This window comes from Streptomyces sp. NPDC002324, assembly GCF_053593335.1.
Window position 1 is genome coordinate 13,475 of sequence record NZ_JBSFCF010000060.1, and the last position, 18,585, is coordinate 32,059.

The following is an 18,585-nucleotide window of genomic DNA, read 5'->3' on the forward strand; positions in this document are numbered from 1 at the left end:
GGGTCGCACGGGCCGTGGTTCAGGGTGTCGTCGGCGGGCCCAGCAGTACGGCGCTCACCCGGCCGTTCTCCACAGAGGTGATCAGTGCGGGTGCCCGCAAGGGCTCCACGCCGTCGGCGCCGAGTGCGGCAGCGACCTGGAAGGCGGTGGCGGCCGATCCGGCGTTGCCCAGACGGTGCAGGGGAGCCAGGTGCCGTAGGGGGCGGTGGAGACCGGCGAACACCTCGTCGAGCGCGGTGTTCTCCCGGTCCCCGAGGTGACCGCCGGGGTCGGAGCGGACGGCGAGACCTATCTCGCCGGCGCTCGTCCCGGTGTCCTTGAGCAGGTCGGTCACGCAGCGGCCGAGTGCGACGGCGGCGTCACCACCCGCTCGCGGGTGGTACGCGCGAAACCGCAAGCCGAGCAGTACGGCGAGCGGGGTGCGGCCCCGGTCCGCGGCCCCCGTCGCGGACTCCATGAGGAACAGGGCGCCCCCTTCGGCGACGGGCGGGGGTGTCCCCTCGCCCTCGTAAAGGGCGTCCTCGAGCAGGGCCCGGTCCTCGGTGTACTCCTCAGCCGCTCCGGCCAGCAGCACCTGCGCGCGCTGCTGCCGCAGCAGCCTGGCCGCGTGCCCGAGGGCGAGCAGCCCTCCGGCCGCGCCGCCGGTCAGCGTGGTGCTGGGGCCCTTGAACCCGTGGCCGATCGCGCTGCGGCTGGCCGCGCAGTTGGCGGCGGTCGACGGAAAGCGCGCCACGTCGACGTGGAACGGCAGTTTCTCGCTGTAGGACCTGCTGGTGAAGTCCAGGCAGGTCTTGAAGCTGCCCGAGGTGGCGAACACCATCCCGGTGTTCTCCGGTTCCGCCCCCAGGGTGCCGCCCTGGCTGGTGACCAGCAGCCCGCTGAGCCGAAGGGTCAGCCGGGTGAGCCGGTCGAGGGAGCGCATGCCCCGGGTTCCCGGGTAGTCCATCCGGAAGCCCGGCACGACGCCGGCCCGGGTCGGCGTACCCGGCCAGAACTCGCTGTCGACGGTGGAGATTCCGTCGTTCCCGGCGTCGAGGCCGGTTCGGAACGCGGCGGCACCGTCCCCCCATGGGGAGAGCGCCGACCAGGCGCTGATCACCGGCCTCTCGGCCGCGGCGGTCGTCATGAGCCCTCCCCAGCGTGTGTCGCCCCGGGATCGCGGTAACGGCCCAGGACCAGTACGGCGTTGTTGCCCCCGAAGGCCATCCCGTTGTTCTGGACGATGTCCGGTTCCGCGGGCACTGCCACGTTGGGGACGCAGTCGACGCCGCACTGCGGGTCCGTCTGCTCGTGGTGGATCGTCGGCGGCAGGAACCCTTCGGTGATCGCCAGGACGCAGGCGATCGCACCGAGCGCGCTCGCGGCGCCCAGAGTGTGTCCCAGCATCGACTTGATCGCGCTCGTCGGAGGCAGCTCCTGGCCGAACACCTCGCGCAGGGCGGCCGTTTCGACCAGGTCGTTGGCCTTGGTCCCGGTGCCGTGCGCCGAGATGTAGTCGACCTGCGAGCCGCTGATCCCCGCGTCGCGGTGCGCGGCGCGGACCGCCCGGGCCACGCCGTCGCGGTCGGGCGCGGTCGGGTGGCTGGCGTCGCAGCTCAGCCCGTACCCCAGCACCTCGGCATGGATCCGGGCCCCGCGCGCGAGCGCGGCGTCCAGCGGTTCCAGGACGAGCATCCCGGAACCCTCCGCGACGATCATTCCCTGCCGGCCGGTGTCGAACGGCCGGCACACGTCGGGCGCCATGGCGCCGAGCCGGTAGAAGCCGGCGAAGGTCTTGCGGGACAGCGAGTCCGAACCGCCGCACAGGGCCACGTCCGCCTCGCCGGCACGCAGTGCGTCCAGCCCCTGCCCCACCGCGTAGTTCCCGGCCGCGCAGGCGGTGGGCACGGTCACCGACTCGACGTCCTCCAGAGCCAGTTCGTTGACCACCGCGTCGGAGAGACGCTCTGACGGCGTGCGGCGCGCGACCTCCGTGGCCGGCCTGACCTCGCCCGTCCTGAACCGGGCCTCGGCCAGCTGATCGATCTCGTGAGTGCCGCCGTCGGTCGTACCGACCGAGACGAGCACTCGGTGTCGGCGCAGTTCCTCCTCGCCGAGGCCGGCGTCCCCGACAGCCAGCCTGGTGGCGGCGACGGCGAACCGGGCCGCCCGTCCGTACCGCTGCGGATCTTCCCTGCGGAACCACTCCCTGGCTTCGAAGCGGCCGACCTCACCCACGTTGAAGTGGGCGAAGCCGGCTCGGTCGAACGCGTCGGAAGGGCCGATTCCGCTGCGCCCCGCGCGCAGCGATCCGGCAAAGTCGGCGATCCCGGTTCCGAGACCCGTGACCATGCCCATCCCGGTGACCACGACCCGTCGGTCACCCGCCCCCCTGTCGGCGGTCACTTCGCTTCGTGCTCCGCGATGACGGTGTACACACCGTGCAGGTTGACCATGCCCTCGATCGGCGCCTTGGAGAGGTCGATCCCGAGGGCTCTCTCCATCTCGGCGAGCATCTCGATGGTGCGGAGCGAGTCCGCGTCGAGTTCCTCCACGAAGAGCGTCTCGTCGGTGACGGCGGCCGGATCCACTTCCAGCACGTCGCAGACGATCTCCTTCACCTGTGCCCTGGTCTCCGCGCTCAGTCCCTCGGCGGCTCTGGCAGCGCTCATGTCGGTCTCCTGGATCTCTCGATGTCGAACTCTCGGTGAGCTCTTGGGGAGATCCTGCGACGGCGAGCTATCCGCACCCTATAAATGGCCGTCAACTGCCGTTCCAGAGAGGCTGGTTGGCTCACAATGGGCTGGCATCCACACCGTTTGCCTGATACACGCACCTGGTTGTGGGCCGACGGCGGCCCCTTTCCGGCCGGGAACCGCCGTCGGTGGACATCTTCGCCCGGCCGCGGCCGGGCAGACGCTCACTCCGTCGTCGTGAGGCGTACCGCGGGCGTGCGCAGCGCGACCCAGGCCGGCAGCACCGTGGCCAGCAGGGCCACCACCGCGCAGGCCCCCGCGGTCACCGCGAACGGCAGGCCCGGCAGGGTGACCGGCGTGCCCACGACGAGTTGCTGCAGTCCGGCCCACAGCCCGGCCGCGTTGAGCCCGACCACGGCCCCGGCGATCAGCACACCCATGCCGACCACCAGCAAGGACTCGCCGGCCACCATGCGCAGCAGTTGCCGCGGCGTGGCACCGCCCAGGCGCAGCACGGCCAGTTCCCGTGCCCGCTGCCCGGTCGACATCGTCAGGGTGTTGGCGACGGCCACGCCGGTGTAGAGCATCGCGATGCCCCCGACGATCGCCAGGGCCAGCCGGGTCTGCTCGTTGGTGGTGTCGTCGACGGCCGCCTTCCAGTGGGCGATCGGCACGAACCGGGCGGACATGTCCTGGGTCGCGGCGGCCAGCCGCTGCTCGACGGCGTTCCGGTCGGCGCCGTCCGCAAGCTTGAGGTACACCGCGTCCGGCAGGCCCCGTCCGGCGTACTCGGGGGTCAGCACCGCGCCGCTGCCGCCTGCACTCGCCTTGATGACGGCCACCACCTTCAGCTTCTTCTCCGTCCCGTCGGCGAGCCAGACCGTCACCCTGTCACCCACGTTGCGGTTCCAGGTCTCGTCCACCACGATCGACCGGTCGTCGAGATTCCTGGCGTCGCCGTGCACCACGGGCAGCGTCAGCAGACTGCCCAGGGCCTTGGGGTCGACGGTGAGCGCGCTGTACGGCAGCATCGGCGCTCCCGCCGGGAACACCAGGAGGTTGGGGCCGGGAATCGTGTAGATGCCGGTCGGCACGGTGGTCGCGGACTCGACACCCGGCACCGCCCGCACCTTGTCCACCACGGCCCGGCCGAGTCCCGGCGCGCCGTCCGGTGCCACGACGAAGTCGTTGGAGCGCACCCGCTGGTACGCCTCGCTCTGGGCCACCCCGGTCAGCGTGCCGGAGGTGCTCCAGAGGGCCGAGAAGAGACCCACCGTGATCAGCACGGGCGCGACGGTGGCCGCGGTCCGACGCAGCGCCGTGACGGTGTTGGCGTGCACCAGCATCGGGACGGCGCCCTTGAACACGGTGAACGGCGCGGTGGCGACTCTGGCGACGAACGGGACGGCCACCGGGCACAGCAGCGCACCCGCCAGGATCAGAGCCGGGGCGGCCATCGGAGTGATGTCGCCCCAGTAGGCGGGTGGCAGCAACGGGGTGGACAGCAGCAGCACCACACCGGCGCCGAGCGCCGCGAGGCCGAGCAGCCAGCGCACCCCGTTCATGGCACGCCGCTCGATCGTGGACTCGCGCAGCGCTTCGAGTGGCCGGATGAGGCCCGCCCTCACCACGGAGACGCCGGAGCCGAGCACCGCGAGCAACAGCCCGATGAGGAAGGCCAGGAACAGCACGAGCACCGAGCTCCAGCCCACCTGGACGCGGAACCAGGCGGGCGCGAGCCCCCAGTCGCTCATGAGCCGGGCGAGCAGCGGCCCTCCGAGCAGGCCGAGCAGACATCCCGCGCCCGAGGCGATCGCGCCGACCAGGGCAGCCTCGGCGAGCACCAGCTGTCCCACCTGGACGGGGGTCGCGCCGGTGGCGCGCAGCACGGCGAGCTCACGGCGCCGCTGGGCCACCGAGAAGGCGAAGGTGGTGCCGACGACGAACACCGCCACGAAGGCGGCGACGCCGGTCGCCATGCCGAGCATGGTGGACACGCCGACGAGGGCCACCTCGTCCTCGTGGGCGCGGGGGTCCGCCTGCGAGCGCTCGAAACCCGACAGCACCTGGGCACGTCCTTCGACGGCGGTGCGCACCTTGTCCTCGGCGCCGTAGCTGATCAGCGCGTCGACTCGGGGCGAGAGCCTGGCGGCTTCCGTGTTCGAGAAGAAGAGTGCCGACTCGAACGAGACGTCGTTCACGACCCCCGAGACAGTGAAGGCGAGGGGCCCGGCCTGCGTCAGCACGGTCACCCTGTCACCCGGGGCGGCACCGGCCGCCTCGGGGACGGCCACCTGTCCGGTCCCGGTCGGCGCGGTGCCCTCGGCGAGCCGGTAGCCGCCGAACGCGGCCGACGACCAGGGGTGCCCGATCTGCTCGGCGGGACCGGGACGGCCCGCGCCGTCGGCGCCGAGCTGGGCGTAGAAGGTGCGGTCGGTGACGGCTCTGCCCACCGCCGAGACATCCTCGACCAGGGCCGAGGACAGCCCCTCGGGGTCCTTCAACGGCTCGCTCTGGGTGCCGCCCCACGGATCGGGCATGCTCAGGTCCGGCTCTCCGCGAATGATCAGCGGTGCCTGGGCGAGCCGGCCGGGGCCGTGTTCGGGCGAGGCGATGCTCGCCGCGAGCACGAGGCCCATCGTCGACAGCAGCGCGGCGCCGAGCACCAGCGCGATGAAGGTACCGGTGAAGGCGGAGATTCTGCTCCGCAGCGTGTACCAGGCAATGTGCAGCATGAAAAGGGGTCTCCGGGTTGTTGCGAGCGCAGAACGGCCGTCAGTCGGCGACGAGTACTTCCACGTCTCCGGCCCACGAGCGGGCCTTGATCTGTCGTTCGCTGCTGGAGACCTCCTTCACCTCCACCTTTTCCGACCCCATGGTGGTGGAGGCGTTGACCTCGTATCCGCTGTCGGGCACGTGCAGCGTCACGTCTCCGCCCTTGGCGTTGACGTCGATGTCGACGGGCGTCTTGGACCAGGCGAGGTCGATCTTCCCGCCGCCCGAGCTGGCCTTCAGGCTCTGTGCCGCCAGGTTCTCCGCCCGGACCTCGCCGCCGCCGCTGCCGACGTCGACGCCGCCGGAGACGCCGTCGAGGCGGACCGTGCCGCCGCCGCTGTCGACGTCGACGGCCACCCCGCGCGGCATCTCGACCGTGTAGTTCACCGTGCACTCCGCTGAGCCGACGCCGCCGCCGCAGTCGGTGGCGACCTTGAGGACGAGCTTGCCGCCCTTGACGTAGTGCTCGGTCGAGGGACGCTTGCCGTCGGTGAACTTGCGGTTCTCGGTCACCTTGACGGTGTCGGCGTCACTCGCGACGACCTTGATGTCACCGCCTCCGGAGTCGACGCTCACGCTGGTGACCTTCTCGTCGACGCCGTAGGAATCGGTGTCGGATTCGTCGTACTGGTCGCACGCACTCAGCAGCGGGGCCACGACCCCGAGCAGCAGGGCACCCGACGCCAGGGAGGTACGGAAACGGATCTTCATCGGCGGAAGCTCTCCTTGTGGGGGGATGATTGAAAGTGGCACCGTCAGATCAAACGGCGAGCCGGGTCACGCAACCGCGTCCGCCAGGTGCAATGGCAGAAAATCGTCCACACTCGTCCCGATCCCGAACTCCTGGGCCTGATGCCTCACCCAGTGGGCCAGCGCCAGGTCGAGGATGCCGAGACCGAACGGCGAGAAGACCGCGACGCGTCCGGGGTCGCGCCGGAAGGACTCCGGGTCGCGCAACAGGGCACCGATCTCCGCGTCGATGAACTCCCGCCCACCGCTGTCCTGTTCGGCCAGGTGCAGCGAGGTGCGTTCACGGCAGACATGGTCGGCGTCGTCGACGATGTTCTGTGCCCCGAGCACCGCCCGCACGGTCAGGTCGCGCAGCGAGACGTGGAGCACCGTGGTGTCGGCGGACACGCCCGACAGGTCCATGTGGGGGGTGGCCGCGGTGGTGGCGAAGGAGACCAGGCGGTGGGCGGCGAGTGCCTCCCCGGGGGTGGTCGCGAGGTGCACGGCCAGACCCGGGACGACACGGCGGGCCTTGGCCGCGAAAGCACGGGCGCGATCGGCGTCCAGGTCGTACAGCGTGACCTCGGTCAGCGAGGGCAACCGCGCCTTGGTGAATCGCAGCACCTCCAGGTTGATGGGCCCGACGCCGATCAGCGACATGCCCTGCGGCTCCGCCTCGGTGGAGAGCAGGCCGGCAGCCAGGGCCGCGGATGCCGCGGTGCGCTTGGCGGAGATGAGCGATGCCTCGACGAACGCCGTGGGGCGGCCGTCCTCCATGGAGTTGAGGACGATGCTGGCACTGGCCCGTTCCTTACCCTGCGCCACGTTCCCGGGGAAGCTGGCGATCCACTTCATGCCGGCGACCGGCTGCTCGCCGCCCAGGTGGCCGGGCAGGCCGATGATGCGGTTGCGGACGTCGTCGGGGAAGCGCAGGAAGACGGAGTGCGGCAGGGCCGACCGGCCCTGGTCGTGCAGTCGGTAGGCATCGGCGATCAGCGAGAGGATCTCCGGTTCCTTCCCCTTGAGAATGTCGCGCACCTCGCGGTGGCCGATGATCAGCACAGCACTGACTCCTTCTCCGTCTTGTGGTCGATCGGGCGGAACAAGGCCCGCGTGTCCGCGAAGTTCACCGCGCCCGGACCGCGTTCCGGCTCCTTCCACAAGTGGAAGACCTCGCCGAAGTTGGCGCGCACCCAGGCGTCGTCGTAGATGGTGTCGAGATAGCGGTCGCCGCCGTCGGGCAGTACGAGCACGACGTTCGAGCCCGGCCGGACGGCGGGAGCCAGTCGTTCGAGGGCGGAGACCACGGCCCCCGACGAGCCTCCGGCGAGGATGGCCTCCCGACGGACGAGGCGTCTGCAGCCCACCACACACTCCAGGTCCGTGACGTGCACGATGTCGTCGGCATCCGAACGGTCGAGCAACTCGGGTACGACGGAGGCCCCGTGCCCGGGGATCAGGCGCGAGCAGGAGACGGGCGAGTCGAACAGACGGCTGCCCACGGCGTCGACGGCGTGAATGGTGGTCCCCAGGCCGGCGCTGCGGATGTACTCGGCGCAGCCGCTGAGGGTGCCCGTGGTCCCGACCGCGAGCACCAGATGGTCGACCTCGCCGTTCAGCTCCTCGGCGATCTCGCGCATCGTGGTCCGGTGCGCCAGGGAGTTGAGGGGGTTGGAGTACTGCCTCGGGCAGTAGGCGCCCGGAATCCGTTCGAGCAGTTCGGCGACCCGGCGCAGCCGTTGCGGCAGCAGCTCGCCCGTCTCCGGATCCGGCCGGGTCACCACCTCGACCTCGGCGCCGTAGGCGCGCAGGATGCCGATGTTCTGCTCGGTGGTGCGGACGTCGACCACACAGATGAGGCGCAGCCCGAAGTACGCGCAGATCTGGGCGAGTCCGATCGCGAGGTTTCCCGAACTCGACTCCACCACCGTCGACCTGCCCGGGACCAGCTCACCGGAATGGATCCGGCCGAGCACCATGCTCAGCGCCGAGCGGTCCTTGATGCTGCCACCGGGGTTGAATCGTTCGGCCTTTGCGTAGATCCGGGAGGTGAACCCCGGGACCAGCCGCTCCAGTTCGATGAGCGGAGTGCCGCCGACCGTCGAGAGGATGCCCTTGGCCCCGGGTGCGGGGGCGAGGCGCTCGACCGCGGCTTTCCCTTCGTCGTACGGCATGTGATGAAGCCATCCTCGGTTGCGGGTGTCGGAATGTCCGTCGCTCGGCCATGGGGGGAGACGGCGCGGTGGGGGCACGACCAGTCGGCACCGGCCCGGTAAGGCTCTGCCGATCACGACGTTGTCGGCACCGTTGTTCTTGACGCCGTGGCCGGCGCCGAGGTTGACACGCCGTCACTCATCCTCCGCGCCTTCCTTCCGACTCCGGGCTGAGTAGACCTTCAGCTCCTGAAGGCTGTCCGAGCTCGCTATATCCGTTCCATACGCCCCGGTTGGTCGGTCATAGAGGCGGCATAGCGCCGATGGCGAGTCTGTGCGGCATCGGTCGCCCCGCTGCCCTGCTCCGGGTGGCGGCCCAGCGACCGACCAGTCCGCCATCGCTTCCGTCAGAGGAGAAAGCCGCTCATGAACGGCCAGGACAGCCGCATCAAGAAAGTCGTCATCCTCGGTGGAGGTACGGCGGGTTGGATGACCGCCGCCTACCTGGGAAAGGCGTTGGAGAACACCGTGGAGATCACGGTCCTCGAAGCGCCCACCATTCCCCGTATCGGAGTGGGCGAGGCCACCGTCCCCAACCTGCAGCGCGTGCTCTTCGACTTCCTCGGCATCAACGAGGACGAGTGGATGCGCGAGTGCAACGCCAGCTTCAAGACGGCCGTGCGCTTCGTGAACTGGCGCACCGAGGGCAAGGGCGAGCCCGCGGCCCGGGAGCTGCCGGCCGGCGGCCCGGACCACTTCTACCACCCGTTCGGCCTGCTCCCCGACTACGACCAGACGCCGCTCTCGCACTACTGGTACAAGAACCACCACGAGGGCACCACCACCGAACCGTTCGACTACGCCTGCTTCCGTGAGCCTCCGGTGATGGACGCCAAGCTCGCCCCGCGCTGGCTCGACGGCCGCCACGCCACCCGCTACGCCTGGCACTTCGACGCGGCGCTGGTCGCCCAGTTCCTGCGCCGGTTCGCCACCGACAAGCAGGGCGTCCTGCACGTCGAGGACGAGATGACCCGGGTGGAGCAGGACGAGCGGGGCTTCGTCACCGCGCTGCACACCAAGTCGGGCAAGGTCCTGGACGCCGACCTGTTCGTGGACTGCTCGGGATTCCGCGGTCTGCTGATCAACCAGGCCATGGCCGAGCCGTTCATCGACATGAGCGACCACCTGTTGTGCGACTCGGCGGTGGCCACCGCGGTGCCGCACGACGACGAGGCCAACGGCATCGAGCCGTACACCTCGGCGATCGCGATGTCCTCCGGCTGGGCCTGGAAGATCCCGATGCTGGGCCGCTTCGGCAGTGGTTACGTCTACTCCAGCAAGTTCGCCACGCAGGACGAGGCCACCCGGGAGTTCAGCGAGCTGTGGGGTCTCGATCCCGAGAACACCAAGTTCAACCAGATCCGCTTCCGGGTCGGCCGCAACCGCCGCGCCTGGGTGAAGAACGTGGTGAGCATCGGCCTGTCCTCCTGCTTCCTGGAGCCCCTGGAGTCGACCGGGATCTACTTCATCACCGCGGCGATCTACCAGCTCGCGAAGCACTTCCCCGACCGGAACTTCAACGAGACGCTGATCAACCGCTTCAACAGCGAGATCGAGGTGATGTTCGACGACACCCGTGACTTCATCCAGGCCCACTTCCATCTCGCGCCGCGCAACGACACGCCGTTCTGGCGCGCGAACAAGGAGCTGACGCTCCCCGAGAACATCCAGGAGAAGATCGCCGCGTACCGCGCCGGTCTGCCGATCAACTCGCCGGTCACCGACGAGTCCACCTACTACGGCAACTTTGAGGCCGAGTTCCGCAATTTCTGGACCAACGGCAGCTACTACTGCATCTTCGCCGGCCTCGGCCTGGTCCCCGACGCGCCGTTGCCGGCGCTGTCGTACCGACCGGGCTCCGTCGCCGGGGCGCAGCCGCTCTTCGAGCGGGTCAAGCGCCAGCAGAAGGATCTACTGGACACGCTGCCCACCACCTACGAGTACCTGCGCCAGCTGCACGGCGCCTCCTGATCCCATCCCACCAGCGGCCCGTTCGCCTCGCCCGGCGCACGGGCCGCGCCTCCTTCCGGAGTGCCATCCACGGAGTGACCCATGCAGAAGCCGATGCCCGGCCAGGCATCCAGAACCACCGACGAGCCCGACATACGCCCGCTGATGGCCTCCTTCCCCAGCGGGGTGAGCATCATCACGGCCCTCGACGCGGAGGACAACCCGCAGGGGATGACGTGCAGTTCGCTGGCGAGCGTCGCCCTGTCCCCGCCCACCATCGTGGCCTGCCTGCGCACTGACAGCCGGACTCACCTGGCCGTGCGCGAAACCGGCAGGTTCGCGATCAATCTGCTGCATGAGCGCGGCCGTGCCACCTCGGACCTGTTCGGCTCCGGTGCTCCCGACCGGTTCGCACGCGCCGAATGGCGTCTCCCGCTGGGCGCCGGGGGCCCTCACCTGATCGACGCCGCACACGCCATCGCGGACTGTGCCGTCACCGGCACCCTCGAAGTCGGCGATCACACCGCGGTCCTCGGCGAGGTGCTCGACGTCACCTTCCTGGACCCGTCGCCCGAGCCGCTGCTCTACGGGCTGCGCCGGTACGCGACCTGGTCGGCGGTCACGGCAGTGCCCGAAACCGTCGGCGCCACGGCACAGTCGGAGGCCGATCATGGCTGCCGCTGACCCCTTGCCGCCGCTGCTGATCGCCGTGCCCGCCGTCATCCTCGCCTGCCGGGCCGGCGGCGCGCTGTTCCGACGGATCGGCCAGCCGCCCGTAGTGGGCGAGATGTGCGTGGGCATTCTGCTCGGGCCGTCCCTGCTCGGCTGGCTCTGGCCGTCCGCGCAGCACTGGCTGCTGCCTCCGTCGGTCCTGCCGTTCACCGGGGTGCTCGGCCAGTTGGGCCTGCTCGTGTTCATGTTCCTGATCGGTTTGGAATTCGACTGGGGAACCCTGCGCGGTAAGCGGGCAACGGCCCTCGCCGTCGGCGGTACGTCCATCGCCGTTCCTCTGCTCCTCGGGGCGGCCCTGGGCCTGGCCATGTACGGGACCCAGGCACCCGACGGCGTACAGCAGATGCCGTTCGTCCTCTTCATCGCCGTGTCCATGAGCATCACGGCCTTCCCGGTCCTGGCCCGGATCCTCGGCGAACGGGGGTTGTACGGCACGCCCGTGGGCACCCTGGCCCTGGCGTGTGCGGCCATCGACGATGTCGCGGCCTGGTGCCTGCTGACCCTGGTGGTGGCGCTGACGACCAGCAGCTCCGCGATGGGCGCCGCGGGCACCGCGGCACTCACCCTCGGCTTCGCAGCCGCGCTCATGTGGGGGCTGCGTCCCCTGCTCGCCCGCAGGGCACGCCACGACCGGCTGCTCTCCGGCGAACGGCACGAGGGCGTCGTACTCGTCGTCCTGTTCAGCGCGATCTGCCTGGCGGGCCTGATCACCGACCGGATCGGTGTCCACACCGTCTTCGGGGCGTTCCTGTTGGGGACCGCCATGCCCCGCGGTTCGCACACGGTGGAGCGTGCCGCCCGGCAGTTGCGTTCGGTGGTGATTCCGGTGCTGCTCCCGCTCTTCTTCGTACAGACCGGACTGCGTACCGACCTGGGTGGGCTCCACCGCATGTCCGAGTGGCTGTGGGCAGGGGCCATCCTGGTGGTGGCGATGGCCGGGAAGTGGGGTGGCGCGGCGCTGGCAGCCCGGACGGCCGGCCAGGACGGGCGTTCGTCCCTGCTCATCGGCGCGCTGATGAACTGCCGCGGTATGACGGAACTGATCGTCCTGAACATCGGCTACGACATGGGGGTGATCGGCCCACAGGTGTTCACGATGCTGGTCATGATGGCACTGATCACCACGGCCCTGACCGGTCCTGCCCTGGACCGCCTGAGTCCGGGCACCCGGACGACCGGCGCCGCGGAGCCCTCGCCTGCGCCGGACGGTGAGAAGGCCGTGGCGGTACCCGTGTCCGGCCGCCCGTGAGAGCCGGTGCGGGCCATGTGGAGTGCGTTGTTATCCCTGAACCGGTGGCCGAGGTCTTTCGACCTGCGGGTGTGGCGATGCGCGGTGTGGGTGTCACGGGCGATGTCCTGACGCTGAAACGGCGCTCGTGACGCACATGTGACGCTCGTTCTGATGGGGTGTCAGGTGGGCTTCGGTGCTGCCGGGGTCGGTGGTGTGCTGAAGACCAAGAGGCTCCTTCTTGAGAGTCGGGCGTTCGGTGGTGAGGGCCGGGCGAAGAGCGGGCACTCCGGCCCCGGGTACACGCTGCGGAAGTACTCCCACTTCCCGCCCCGCGCGGGCACGCGGGGCAGACTGCCATTGACGCGATCTTCGCGTGGCAAAGGCCGGTCGGTGGAGCCCGTGGAGCGTGGCCCACAGCCCGCCCGCCGTGGCGCCAAGGGCCCGGAAAGTCGTAGAGATGCCGCCGCGCCTCACCCCGACCCGCTGAATAGCAGGTCAGGCCGGGGTGCGGCGACATTCGTGTGCCAAATGTCCCGGAAGAGACCAGTGAACGCCGTGACCTGCTGCGACGGGCGGTCGCAGGCCGCTGACCTGCTGGAATGATCTTTCGGCTGTTTCAGGCGCGTACTCGTTGATGCGGCCGGAAGTCCCAGGGAAATCCCACTGCCCGAGGCCGCTCTTGCGGCTCTATGCAGCGTGTGCGGGGGCGGTGTGGGCTGGTGATCATGCATCGGAGGTCCGCGCTGAGCGAACGGCAACGCGCGCTTTTGAAACGGCTCGCGGCTGGTGAAGGTCGCGGGGGACTGGTCAGCGGGTGTCTGGCGGTCGGCCTTGCGCGACCATGGACCGCGGAATGGATCCACCTGCGGACCACGAACCCCATCGAGTTGACATTCTCCACGGTCAAGCTCCGCACCAAGGTCACCCGCGGAGCCGGCAGACCCGCCGCCGCACTCGTGATGGTGTTCAAGCTCGTCGAGTCCGCCCAGGTCCGCTGGCGCGCGATCACCGGCGCCCACCTGGTGCCCCTTGTCCGTGCGGAAGCCAAATTCGAAAGCGGTGTGCTGGTCGAACGTGGCACGGTGGCGGCATGAACCCGCTGCCCCTGTCTCGGACGTCCCCTCACCGCGGTCAGGTAGTTGTCCTGACCGGGCCGCCCGGAGCAGGCAAGAGCACCGTGGCGCAACTGCTGGCAGATCACCTGACTCCCAGCGTCCACCTGCACAGCGACGATTTTTGGCGCTATATCAAGCAGGGCTGGATCGCGCCTTACCTGCCCGAAGCCCACGAGCAGAACCAAGTAGTCCTGCAGGTACTGGTCTCAGCAGCGTTCGGCTACGCCGAAGGCGGATACCACGTGATCTGCGACGGCATCGTCGGGCCCTGGTTCATCGACCTCTTCCGCGTGACGGCACGGGAGCGGGCCCTGCCGCTGAGCTACGTCATCCTTCGGCCGGACCAACACACCACACTGGAACGGGCAACGAGCCGGGCCGACGACGCTCTGACCGACCCCGAGCCGATTCGCTCACTGCACGGCCAGTTCAGCAACCTGGGTCTCTATGAGGCCCACGTCCTGGATTCCACCACCCTGACCGCTGAGGCAACCGCCGACAGCATCCTGCAAGGCGTCGCGAGGGGCTCCTACCTCCTCAACCCGAGCGACAGCACCACCGATGCGAACGACTCGATCCACAACTCTTGACAATGGCTCCCCGTAAAAGCCCCCGCACCGACAGCTGGTCCAAGAAGGCCCAGGCTGCTCAGGAGTGCTTCCAAACGAGCGTGTAGCGCCAGAACAGCCGTCGTCGCAGCTGCGCTCCGGGGAGGACGTCTCTGGCTTCACGGACAATGTCGTCGAAGGTCATGTCCGCTGAGCGAGTAGAGGCTGTCATGGATACGGGCCGGGGCGAGGGACGCCCCTTGTTCTTCAGCCAGCCCATGGCGGCGTTGGCCGGAATGGCGGCGACATCGAGCAGGTGGTCCACAGGGGTCTGGGCGCGGAACAGGCCGACGATCACCAAGGTACCTCCCGACGCCAGGTGGCGGCGGAAACAAGTGATGGCCTGGGCGAACGGCATGTGGTGGATCGTGGCGACGCACGTGATGACGTCGTAGGAGCCGGCCGGGAACTCGGCTACTGCATCCGCGACGGTGAAGGTCACGGGAAGCGCATCAGGAGTCAGCTCCTGGGCCTGGGCGGTGATCGCCGGATCAGAATCGACTGCCGTCACGGCGGCGCGTCTGGCCAGGAGCCTTGCGAGGTCACCGCTGCCGGAGCCGATGTCGAGGGCGTCGTTGAAGCGTTTCGGCAGCTGCCGCAGGATCCAGCGGTGGTAGTGGGCGTTGTGATCCCACGGATAGGCGGCATTGAACCGTTCAAGAGCACGCAGGAGACGAGGCGACAGGATCTTCATCCACCCAGTCCACCAAGTCCGGGCAGCGAAGCACACCCTGTTCCGGAACAAAGATCAACCGCTTACCGGACCGCCCGACTCTGCCCATCGAGGCGAGTTGCGGCAGGCGGTATATGCACGTCCTGCTGCAGCCCGCGAGCCGCTCGACCATGCAGCATCCAAGGCGTGGATCACGGCAATCATCCTGCCTGCCGCACCCGAACTGTGACAGGTGGCCCATGAGCCGAGGGACTGCGTGCCGGGTGGGATGTGTCGTCAGCTATCCCGACGCCGGTCTCACTGAATTGATCAGCAATTCGCTCTGATCCACATTCCGCTGGCCGCGCGCGACCGCCCCTGCGGCGTGAGATCGCGCATGTGGATGCGGTGCAGGGGCGTTGTCGGCATCCGCTGCGAACTTGTGCGACCCGACGGCTGCTTGTCCGGTTGGACTGACTGCAAGGCGTCTTCTACGGCAGGGAGCGGTTGTGGACGATCGCGTTATTCGGCTCTGGCGCTGATCTTGTGACGCTGCCGGTGTCAGTGGTGGCTGTGATCGTGGCTCGCGTGTTCTTCGCGGAGTTTCGAGGTGTTGTTCCCTCATCTGGCCGGCGTCGTGGTGGAGTTGGTCGAGCGGGCTGTGACCGGGGTGGTCACGATGCATGCGCGGGCCCGCTCGGCGGGTGCGGAATGCCCGCACTGCGGTAGTACGTCGGGCCGGGTGCACGGCCGGTACATACGACGGCTCGCGGATGCCGCGGTCGGTGGCGCCAGAGTGGTGATCGAGCTGCTGGTGCGTCGGTTCAAGTGCCCCAACCCCGCGTGCCGGGCGGTGACGTTCGCCGAGCAGATCGCGGGGCTGACAAGCCCGCATGCCCGCTACACACCACTGGTGCGTGAGCAGTTGACCTCGATCGCCCTCGCCCTGGCCGGCCGCGCGGGAGCCCGCCTGGCCGCGGCGCTGGGCCTGCGCGTCGCCAAGGACACCCTGTTACGACTGGTCCGCGCCACGCCGGAAGATTCGTCGGACAGATTCGTGTGCTCGGTGTCGACGATTTCGCGCTGCGGAAGGGCGACTCGTACGCCACGATCCTGGTGGACCTGGAGAGACGGCGCCCGGTGGACGTGCTGCCCGGCCGGGACGCCGAACCCCTGGCCGCATGGCTGAAGAACCATCCGGAAGTAGAGATCATCTGCCGGGACCGGGCCGGGGCTTATGCCGAAGGCGCTCCCAACGGAGCGCCGCAAGCGGTGCAGGTCGCCGATGCCTGGCATCTGTGGCACAACCTCGGTCAGGCAGTGGAAAAGACCGTCTCCGCCCACCACGCCTGCGTCCGCGCAGGGTTCGAGAACACCGCGCCGGCAGCCCCGCCGACCAGCGACGACATCTGGCAGACACCACCGCCGGCACCGGCTGCCGAAATACTCGACGTCTGCGGACGCGAACGCCGCCTGGTGACCCGGACCAGGGAACGCTACACCGCCGTGCGACAGCTCCTGGAGGACGGCAGCACGCTGGAGAACATCTGCCGGACACTGCAGCTGGACCGGTCCACCGTACGCCGCTTCGCCCGCGCCACCAGCATCGACGAACTGCTGGTCAAAGCGACCAACCGCTCCACCATCCTGGACGAGTACAAGCCCTACCTCTACCAGCGATGGAATGAGGGCTGTCATAACACTGCCCAGCTCCACCAGGAGATCGTCACCCTGGGCTTCATCGGAAGCATCCAGACCGTCCAGCGTTACCTCCGCCCGTTCAAGGCCGTCACCGCCATGCCACCCGCACGCCGCCCGGCTCCACGACCGCGTCGTATCGTCCGCTGGATCATGACCGACCCCGGAAACCTGACCGCCCATGATGCCGCCGACCTCAAGGAGATCCGGACCAGCTGCCCCGAGCTCGACGCCGTCACCCACCACGTCCGCGACTTCGCCGCCATGATGCGTGACCTGCGGGGCGACCAACTGCCCGCCTGGATGGAGCGCGTCCTCGCCGACGACCTGCCCGCTCTCCACTCCCTGATCAACGGACTGGGCCGCGACATCGACGCCGTCACCGCCGGACTCTCCACCCCCTGGAGCTCCGGCCAGGTCGAAGGGCAGGTCACAAGGACGAAACTACTCAAAAGGCAAGGATATGGACGAGCAAACCTCGACTTCCTCCGCAAGCGCGTACCCCTCACGCCCTGAAGCTGCCCAATCAGGTCAAGACGGCCCCTTGATACCAGGGAAGGCTGCGCGGTGAAGCCGGCTCAATAGCGGTGGTTGGGCCAGTGCGGGTCATCCCAGCGGGCGGGGCCGGTAAGTCCGATGAGTCGTATGCGGTGCAGCAGTTCCTCGGGAGCGTCCTGGGCTTGAAGCCGCGAAGGGGCGTGACGGACCAACCAGGCCGCGAGCTCGGTGCGCAGGTCATCTGCGTTGTCCCACGCGTCCCATGGAAGTTGATCGCCCAGAAGGTCGTACTCCCAGTGGGCAGCCGCTTCGGTCAGGTGCCGGTCGGCAACGCGGTCTTCGAGTGCCTCCCAGGTGTTGAGCCAAGGGCTGAGCGTGGCAGATGCCTCGGCGCACAGCGCGAGGACCTCATGCACGGGGACGGCCGGATCCGATTCGGCGAGGGTGTGAGCCCACCAGGCACGCAAGAACTCCCACACCGCCGCACTCTGGTGCGCAGGCCACTGCCGCCAGTGGCCGCGAATGAACGAACGTCCGACCTCGTCCATGCCAAACATGGGCTCCACAAGGCCACTGACCAGTGCCCTGGCGAATTGAGGCAGGATACGGCGCAGCACCGCGCCGTGGTCGTTCCAGTCGGGGGCATCCCAGGTGCGACGCAGAAGGTCCGGGTCGAGCACCACGTCCGGGACCTTCAATTGCGCAAGCTCTTCTTCGCTGCCCCAGTGGCAGTCACACTGGGTCTCATCGCTGCGGGCGGTCATTCCGCGAAAGGTGACGTCCAAGCAGTCCAGAGCACGGTCGAGTCGGAGCCGTGCGGGAGTGTCGTCGGGGTTCATCGTGTCGGCACAGCCTCAGGGGGACTCCGGGTGGCTTCCGCCAACCGAAGATCACAACCCTACCGGGTCTCATCAGCCATCGTCACGGCAGTTACCCAGTTTCCCAGCCGCTTACGATGGCCGGGCAACCAGTCACAAGATCAGCGCCAGAGCCGAAGAACTTGATCGTCGACACAAAGGGACAGCGCGAATACGACTGGGCAGCCGTCCAGTTGCGCCCAGTGGCCGAGTACGACCACCAGGACGGCGTGTTGATCCGTCGACGGTGGGCGCTGGCACGGCGCAGCCTGAGTCGGCCGGACGAGATCGCCTACTACCTCGGCTACGCACCGCTGGATGTCGGCGTGGACGAACTGGTGCGCGTCGCCGGCGCCCGGTGGGCGATCGAAGAGTGTTTCCAGGCAGCGAAGAACGAGTGCGGCCTGGACGAGTACGAAGTCCGCCGCTACGTCGGCTGGTACCGGCACATCACCCTGGCCATGCTCGCCCACACCTTCCTCGTTGCGATGAGCGCGCGAGCAGCCGAAAACGGGGATCCACCGGTGAGGATGCCGTGGTCATCGAGCTCACCGTCCGCACAAGTGCGGCGACTCCTGGCAGCTCACACACCCCGAGACCTTCACACCCTCACTCACGTGTTGAGCTGGTCGCACTGGCGCCGACGAAGCCAAGCGGTGGCCCGCCGCTGCCACTACCGACGTCGGGGGCACTCTTTCGAGGGGCGTGCGGGCAGAAGCCGTCCGTGACGACTTCCCGCCCGCTACACTCCCACCGCTCGACGTTTCCCCAGGTCAAGCCACGAAGTACTGCTGGAGTACCAGGCAGCAATTACGCGGCATAACACCAGACCCTGCAACAGCCGACCGGCGT

14 protein-coding genes and 3 pseudogenes are annotated in these 18,585 nt (G+C 68.8%); 8 read left to right on the plus strand and 9 right to left on the minus strand.

Annotation, left to right across the window (positions count from 1 at the left end; translation table 11 throughout):
• Positions 1-19: 19 nt before the first annotated feature.
• The 7 genes from ACWCRJ_RS41845 to sbnA all read right to left on the minus strand — a co-directional run bounded on the left by ACWCRJ_RS41845 (position 20) and on the right by sbnA (position 8,353).
• A complete protein-coding gene (locus tag ACWCRJ_RS41845; protein ID WP_450944225.1) occupies positions 20-1,126 on the minus strand; it encodes a beta-ketoacyl synthase N-terminal-like domain-containing protein in 1,107 nt (368 codons plus the stop codon).
• Complete coding sequence (locus ACWCRJ_RS41850; RefSeq protein WP_450944226.1) at positions 1,123-2,385, minus strand: beta-ketoacyl-[acyl-carrier-protein] synthase family protein; 1,263 nt, start codon at positions 2,383-2,385, stop codon at positions 1,123-1,125. Before ACWCRJ_RS41850 ends, ACWCRJ_RS41845 begins: the two co-directional genes overlap by 4 nt.
• Complete coding sequence (locus tag ACWCRJ_RS41855) at positions 2,382-2,651, minus strand: acyl carrier protein (RefSeq protein ID WP_450944227.1); 270 nt, start codon at positions 2,649-2,651, stop codon at positions 2,382-2,384. The genes ACWCRJ_RS41850 and ACWCRJ_RS41855 overlap by 4 nt, the downstream gene beginning before the upstream one ends.
• A gap of 248 nt (positions 2,652-2,899) precedes the next feature.
• Positions 2,900-5,410 carry an ABC transporter permease gene (locus ACWCRJ_RS41860; RefSeq protein ID WP_450944228.1) on the minus strand — a complete coding sequence of 837 codons (2,511 nt, stop codon included), beginning with the start codon at positions 5,408-5,410 and terminating at the stop codon, positions 2,900-2,902.
• Between the two features lie 40 nt (positions 5,411-5,450).
• Complete coding sequence (locus tag ACWCRJ_RS41865; protein WP_450944229.1) at positions 5,451-6,161, minus strand: DUF4097 family beta strand repeat-containing protein; 711 nt, start codon at positions 6,159-6,161, stop codon at positions 5,451-5,453.
• A 66-nt stretch (positions 6,162-6,227) separates the two neighbouring features.
• Positions 6,228-7,241 (minus strand): 2,3-diaminopropionate biosynthesis protein SbnB, encoded by a 1,014-nt coding sequence (sbnB, locus tag ACWCRJ_RS41870; protein ID WP_450944230.1) that lies wholly within the window; start codon positions 7,239-7,241, stop codon positions 6,228-6,230.
• Positions 7,235-8,353, minus strand: coding sequence for a 2,3-diaminopropionate biosynthesis protein SbnA (gene sbnA / locus ACWCRJ_RS41875; protein ID WP_450944231.1), 1,119 nt, complete (start codon positions 8,351-8,353; stop codon positions 7,235-7,237). Before sbnA ends, sbnB begins: the two co-directional genes overlap by 7 nt.
• Positions 8,354-8,758: 405 nt before the next feature.
• On the opposite strand from sbnA, the gene ACWCRJ_RS41880 reads away from it, so the two are divergent.
• From ACWCRJ_RS41880 to ACWCRJ_RS41900, 5 genes and pseudogenes are all read left to right on the plus strand, one after another.
• Positions 8,759-10,363 carry a tryptophan halogenase family protein gene (locus ACWCRJ_RS41880; protein WP_450944232.1) on the plus strand — a complete coding sequence of 535 codons (1,605 nt, stop codon included), beginning with the start codon at positions 8,759-8,761 and terminating at the stop codon, positions 10,361-10,363.
• Between the two features lie 81 nt (positions 10,364-10,444).
• Positions 10,445-11,026, plus strand: a complete 582-nt coding sequence (locus ACWCRJ_RS41885) for a flavin reductase family protein (RefSeq protein ID WP_450944233.1) — start codon at positions 10,445-10,447, stop codon at positions 11,024-11,026.
• Positions 11,013-12,323, plus strand: coding sequence for a cation:proton antiporter (locus ACWCRJ_RS41890; RefSeq protein WP_450944234.1), 1,311 nt, complete (start codon positions 11,013-11,015; stop codon positions 12,321-12,323). The genes ACWCRJ_RS41885 and ACWCRJ_RS41890 overlap by 14 nt, the downstream gene beginning before the upstream one ends.
• Before the next feature lie 836 nt (positions 12,324-13,159).
• Positions 13,160-13,399: pseudogene (locus tag ACWCRJ_RS41895) on the plus strand (IS256 family transposase); the annotation flags it as partial.
• A complete protein-coding gene (locus ACWCRJ_RS41900) occupies positions 13,396-14,010 on the plus strand; it encodes an AAA family ATPase (RefSeq protein ID WP_450944235.1) in 615 nt (204 codons plus the stop codon). The pseudogene ACWCRJ_RS41895 and the gene ACWCRJ_RS41900, both read left to right, overlap by 4 nt.
• Positions 14,011-14,068: 58 nt before the next feature.
• Here the strand turns inward: ACWCRJ_RS41900 and ACWCRJ_RS41905 are convergent, their stop codons facing one another.
• Complete coding sequence (locus ACWCRJ_RS41905) at positions 14,069-14,722, minus strand: class I SAM-dependent methyltransferase (protein WP_450944236.1); 654 nt, start codon at positions 14,720-14,722, stop codon at positions 14,069-14,071.
• A 637-nt stretch (positions 14,723-15,359) separates the two neighbouring features.
• Here ACWCRJ_RS41905 and ACWCRJ_RS41910 point away from each other — a divergent pair.
• Both ACWCRJ_RS41910 and ACWCRJ_RS41915 read left to right on the plus strand, forming a co-directional pair.
• A pseudogene (locus ACWCRJ_RS41910) lies at positions 15,360-15,458 on the plus strand (hypothetical protein); the annotation flags it as partial.
• A 281-nt stretch (positions 15,459-15,739) separates the two neighbouring features.
• Positions 15,740-16,894: an ISL3 family transposase gene (locus ACWCRJ_RS41915; RefSeq protein ID WP_450944237.1), complete on the plus strand. Its 1,155-nt coding sequence runs from the start codon at positions 15,740-15,742 to the stop codon at positions 16,892-16,894.
• A gap of 62 nt (positions 16,895-16,956) precedes the next feature.
• Here the strand turns inward: ACWCRJ_RS41915 and ACWCRJ_RS41920 are convergent, their stop codons facing one another.
• The gene (locus ACWCRJ_RS41920; RefSeq protein WP_450944238.1) at positions 16,957-17,715 is read right to left on the minus strand and encodes a hypothetical protein; all 759 of its coding nucleotides are present in this window, start codon (positions 17,713-17,715) and stop codon (positions 16,957-16,959) included.
• A gap of 353 nt (positions 17,716-18,068) precedes the next feature.
• Between ACWCRJ_RS41920 and ACWCRJ_RS41925 the strand changes: the two are divergent.
• A pseudogene (locus tag ACWCRJ_RS41925) lies at positions 18,069-18,357 on the plus strand (IS701 family transposase); the annotation flags it as partial.
• Positions 18,358-18,585: the final 228 nt, after the last annotated feature.

Coding starts and splice junctions, on each gene's coding strand:
- ACWCRJ_RS41845 (WP_450944225.1), bottom strand. CDS start 1,126: ATGACGACCGCCGCGGCCGAGAGGCCGGTGATCAGCGCCTGGTCGGCG.
- ACWCRJ_RS41855 (WP_450944227.1), bottom strand. CDS start 2,651: ATGAGCGCTGCCAGAGCCGCCGAGGGACTGAGCGCGGAGACCAGGGCA.
- ACWCRJ_RS41860 (WP_450944228.1), bottom strand. CDS start 5,410: ATGCTGCACATTGCCTGGTACACGCTGCGGAGCAGAATCTCCGCCTTC.
- ACWCRJ_RS41865 (WP_450944229.1), bottom strand. CDS start 6,161: ATGAAGATCCGTTTCCGTACCTCCCTGGCGTCGGGTGCCCTGCTGCTC.
- sbnA (WP_450944231.1), bottom strand. CDS start 8,353: ATGCCGTACGACGAAGGGAAAGCCGCGGTCGAGCGCCTCGCCCCCGCA.
- ACWCRJ_RS41880 (WP_450944232.1), top strand. CDS start 8,759: ATGAACGGCCAGGACAGCCGCATCAAGAAAGTCGTCATCCTCGGTGGA.
- ACWCRJ_RS41885 (WP_450944233.1), top strand. CDS start 10,445: ATGCAGAAGCCGATGCCCGGCCAGGCATCCAGAACCACCGACGAGCCC.
- ACWCRJ_RS41890 (WP_450944234.1), top strand. CDS start 11,013: ATGGCTGCCGCTGACCCCTTGCCGCCGCTGCTGATCGCCGTGCCCGCC.
- ACWCRJ_RS41900 (WP_450944235.1), top strand. CDS start 13,396: ATGAACCCGCTGCCCCTGTCTCGGACGTCCCCTCACCGCGGTCAGGTA.
- ACWCRJ_RS41905 (WP_450944236.1), bottom strand. CDS start 14,722: ATGAAGATCCTGTCGCCTCGTCTCCTGCGTGCTCTTGAACGGTTCAAT.
- ACWCRJ_RS41920 (WP_450944238.1), bottom strand. CDS start 17,715: ATGAACCCCGACGACACTCCCGCACGGCTCCGACTCGACCGTGCTCTG.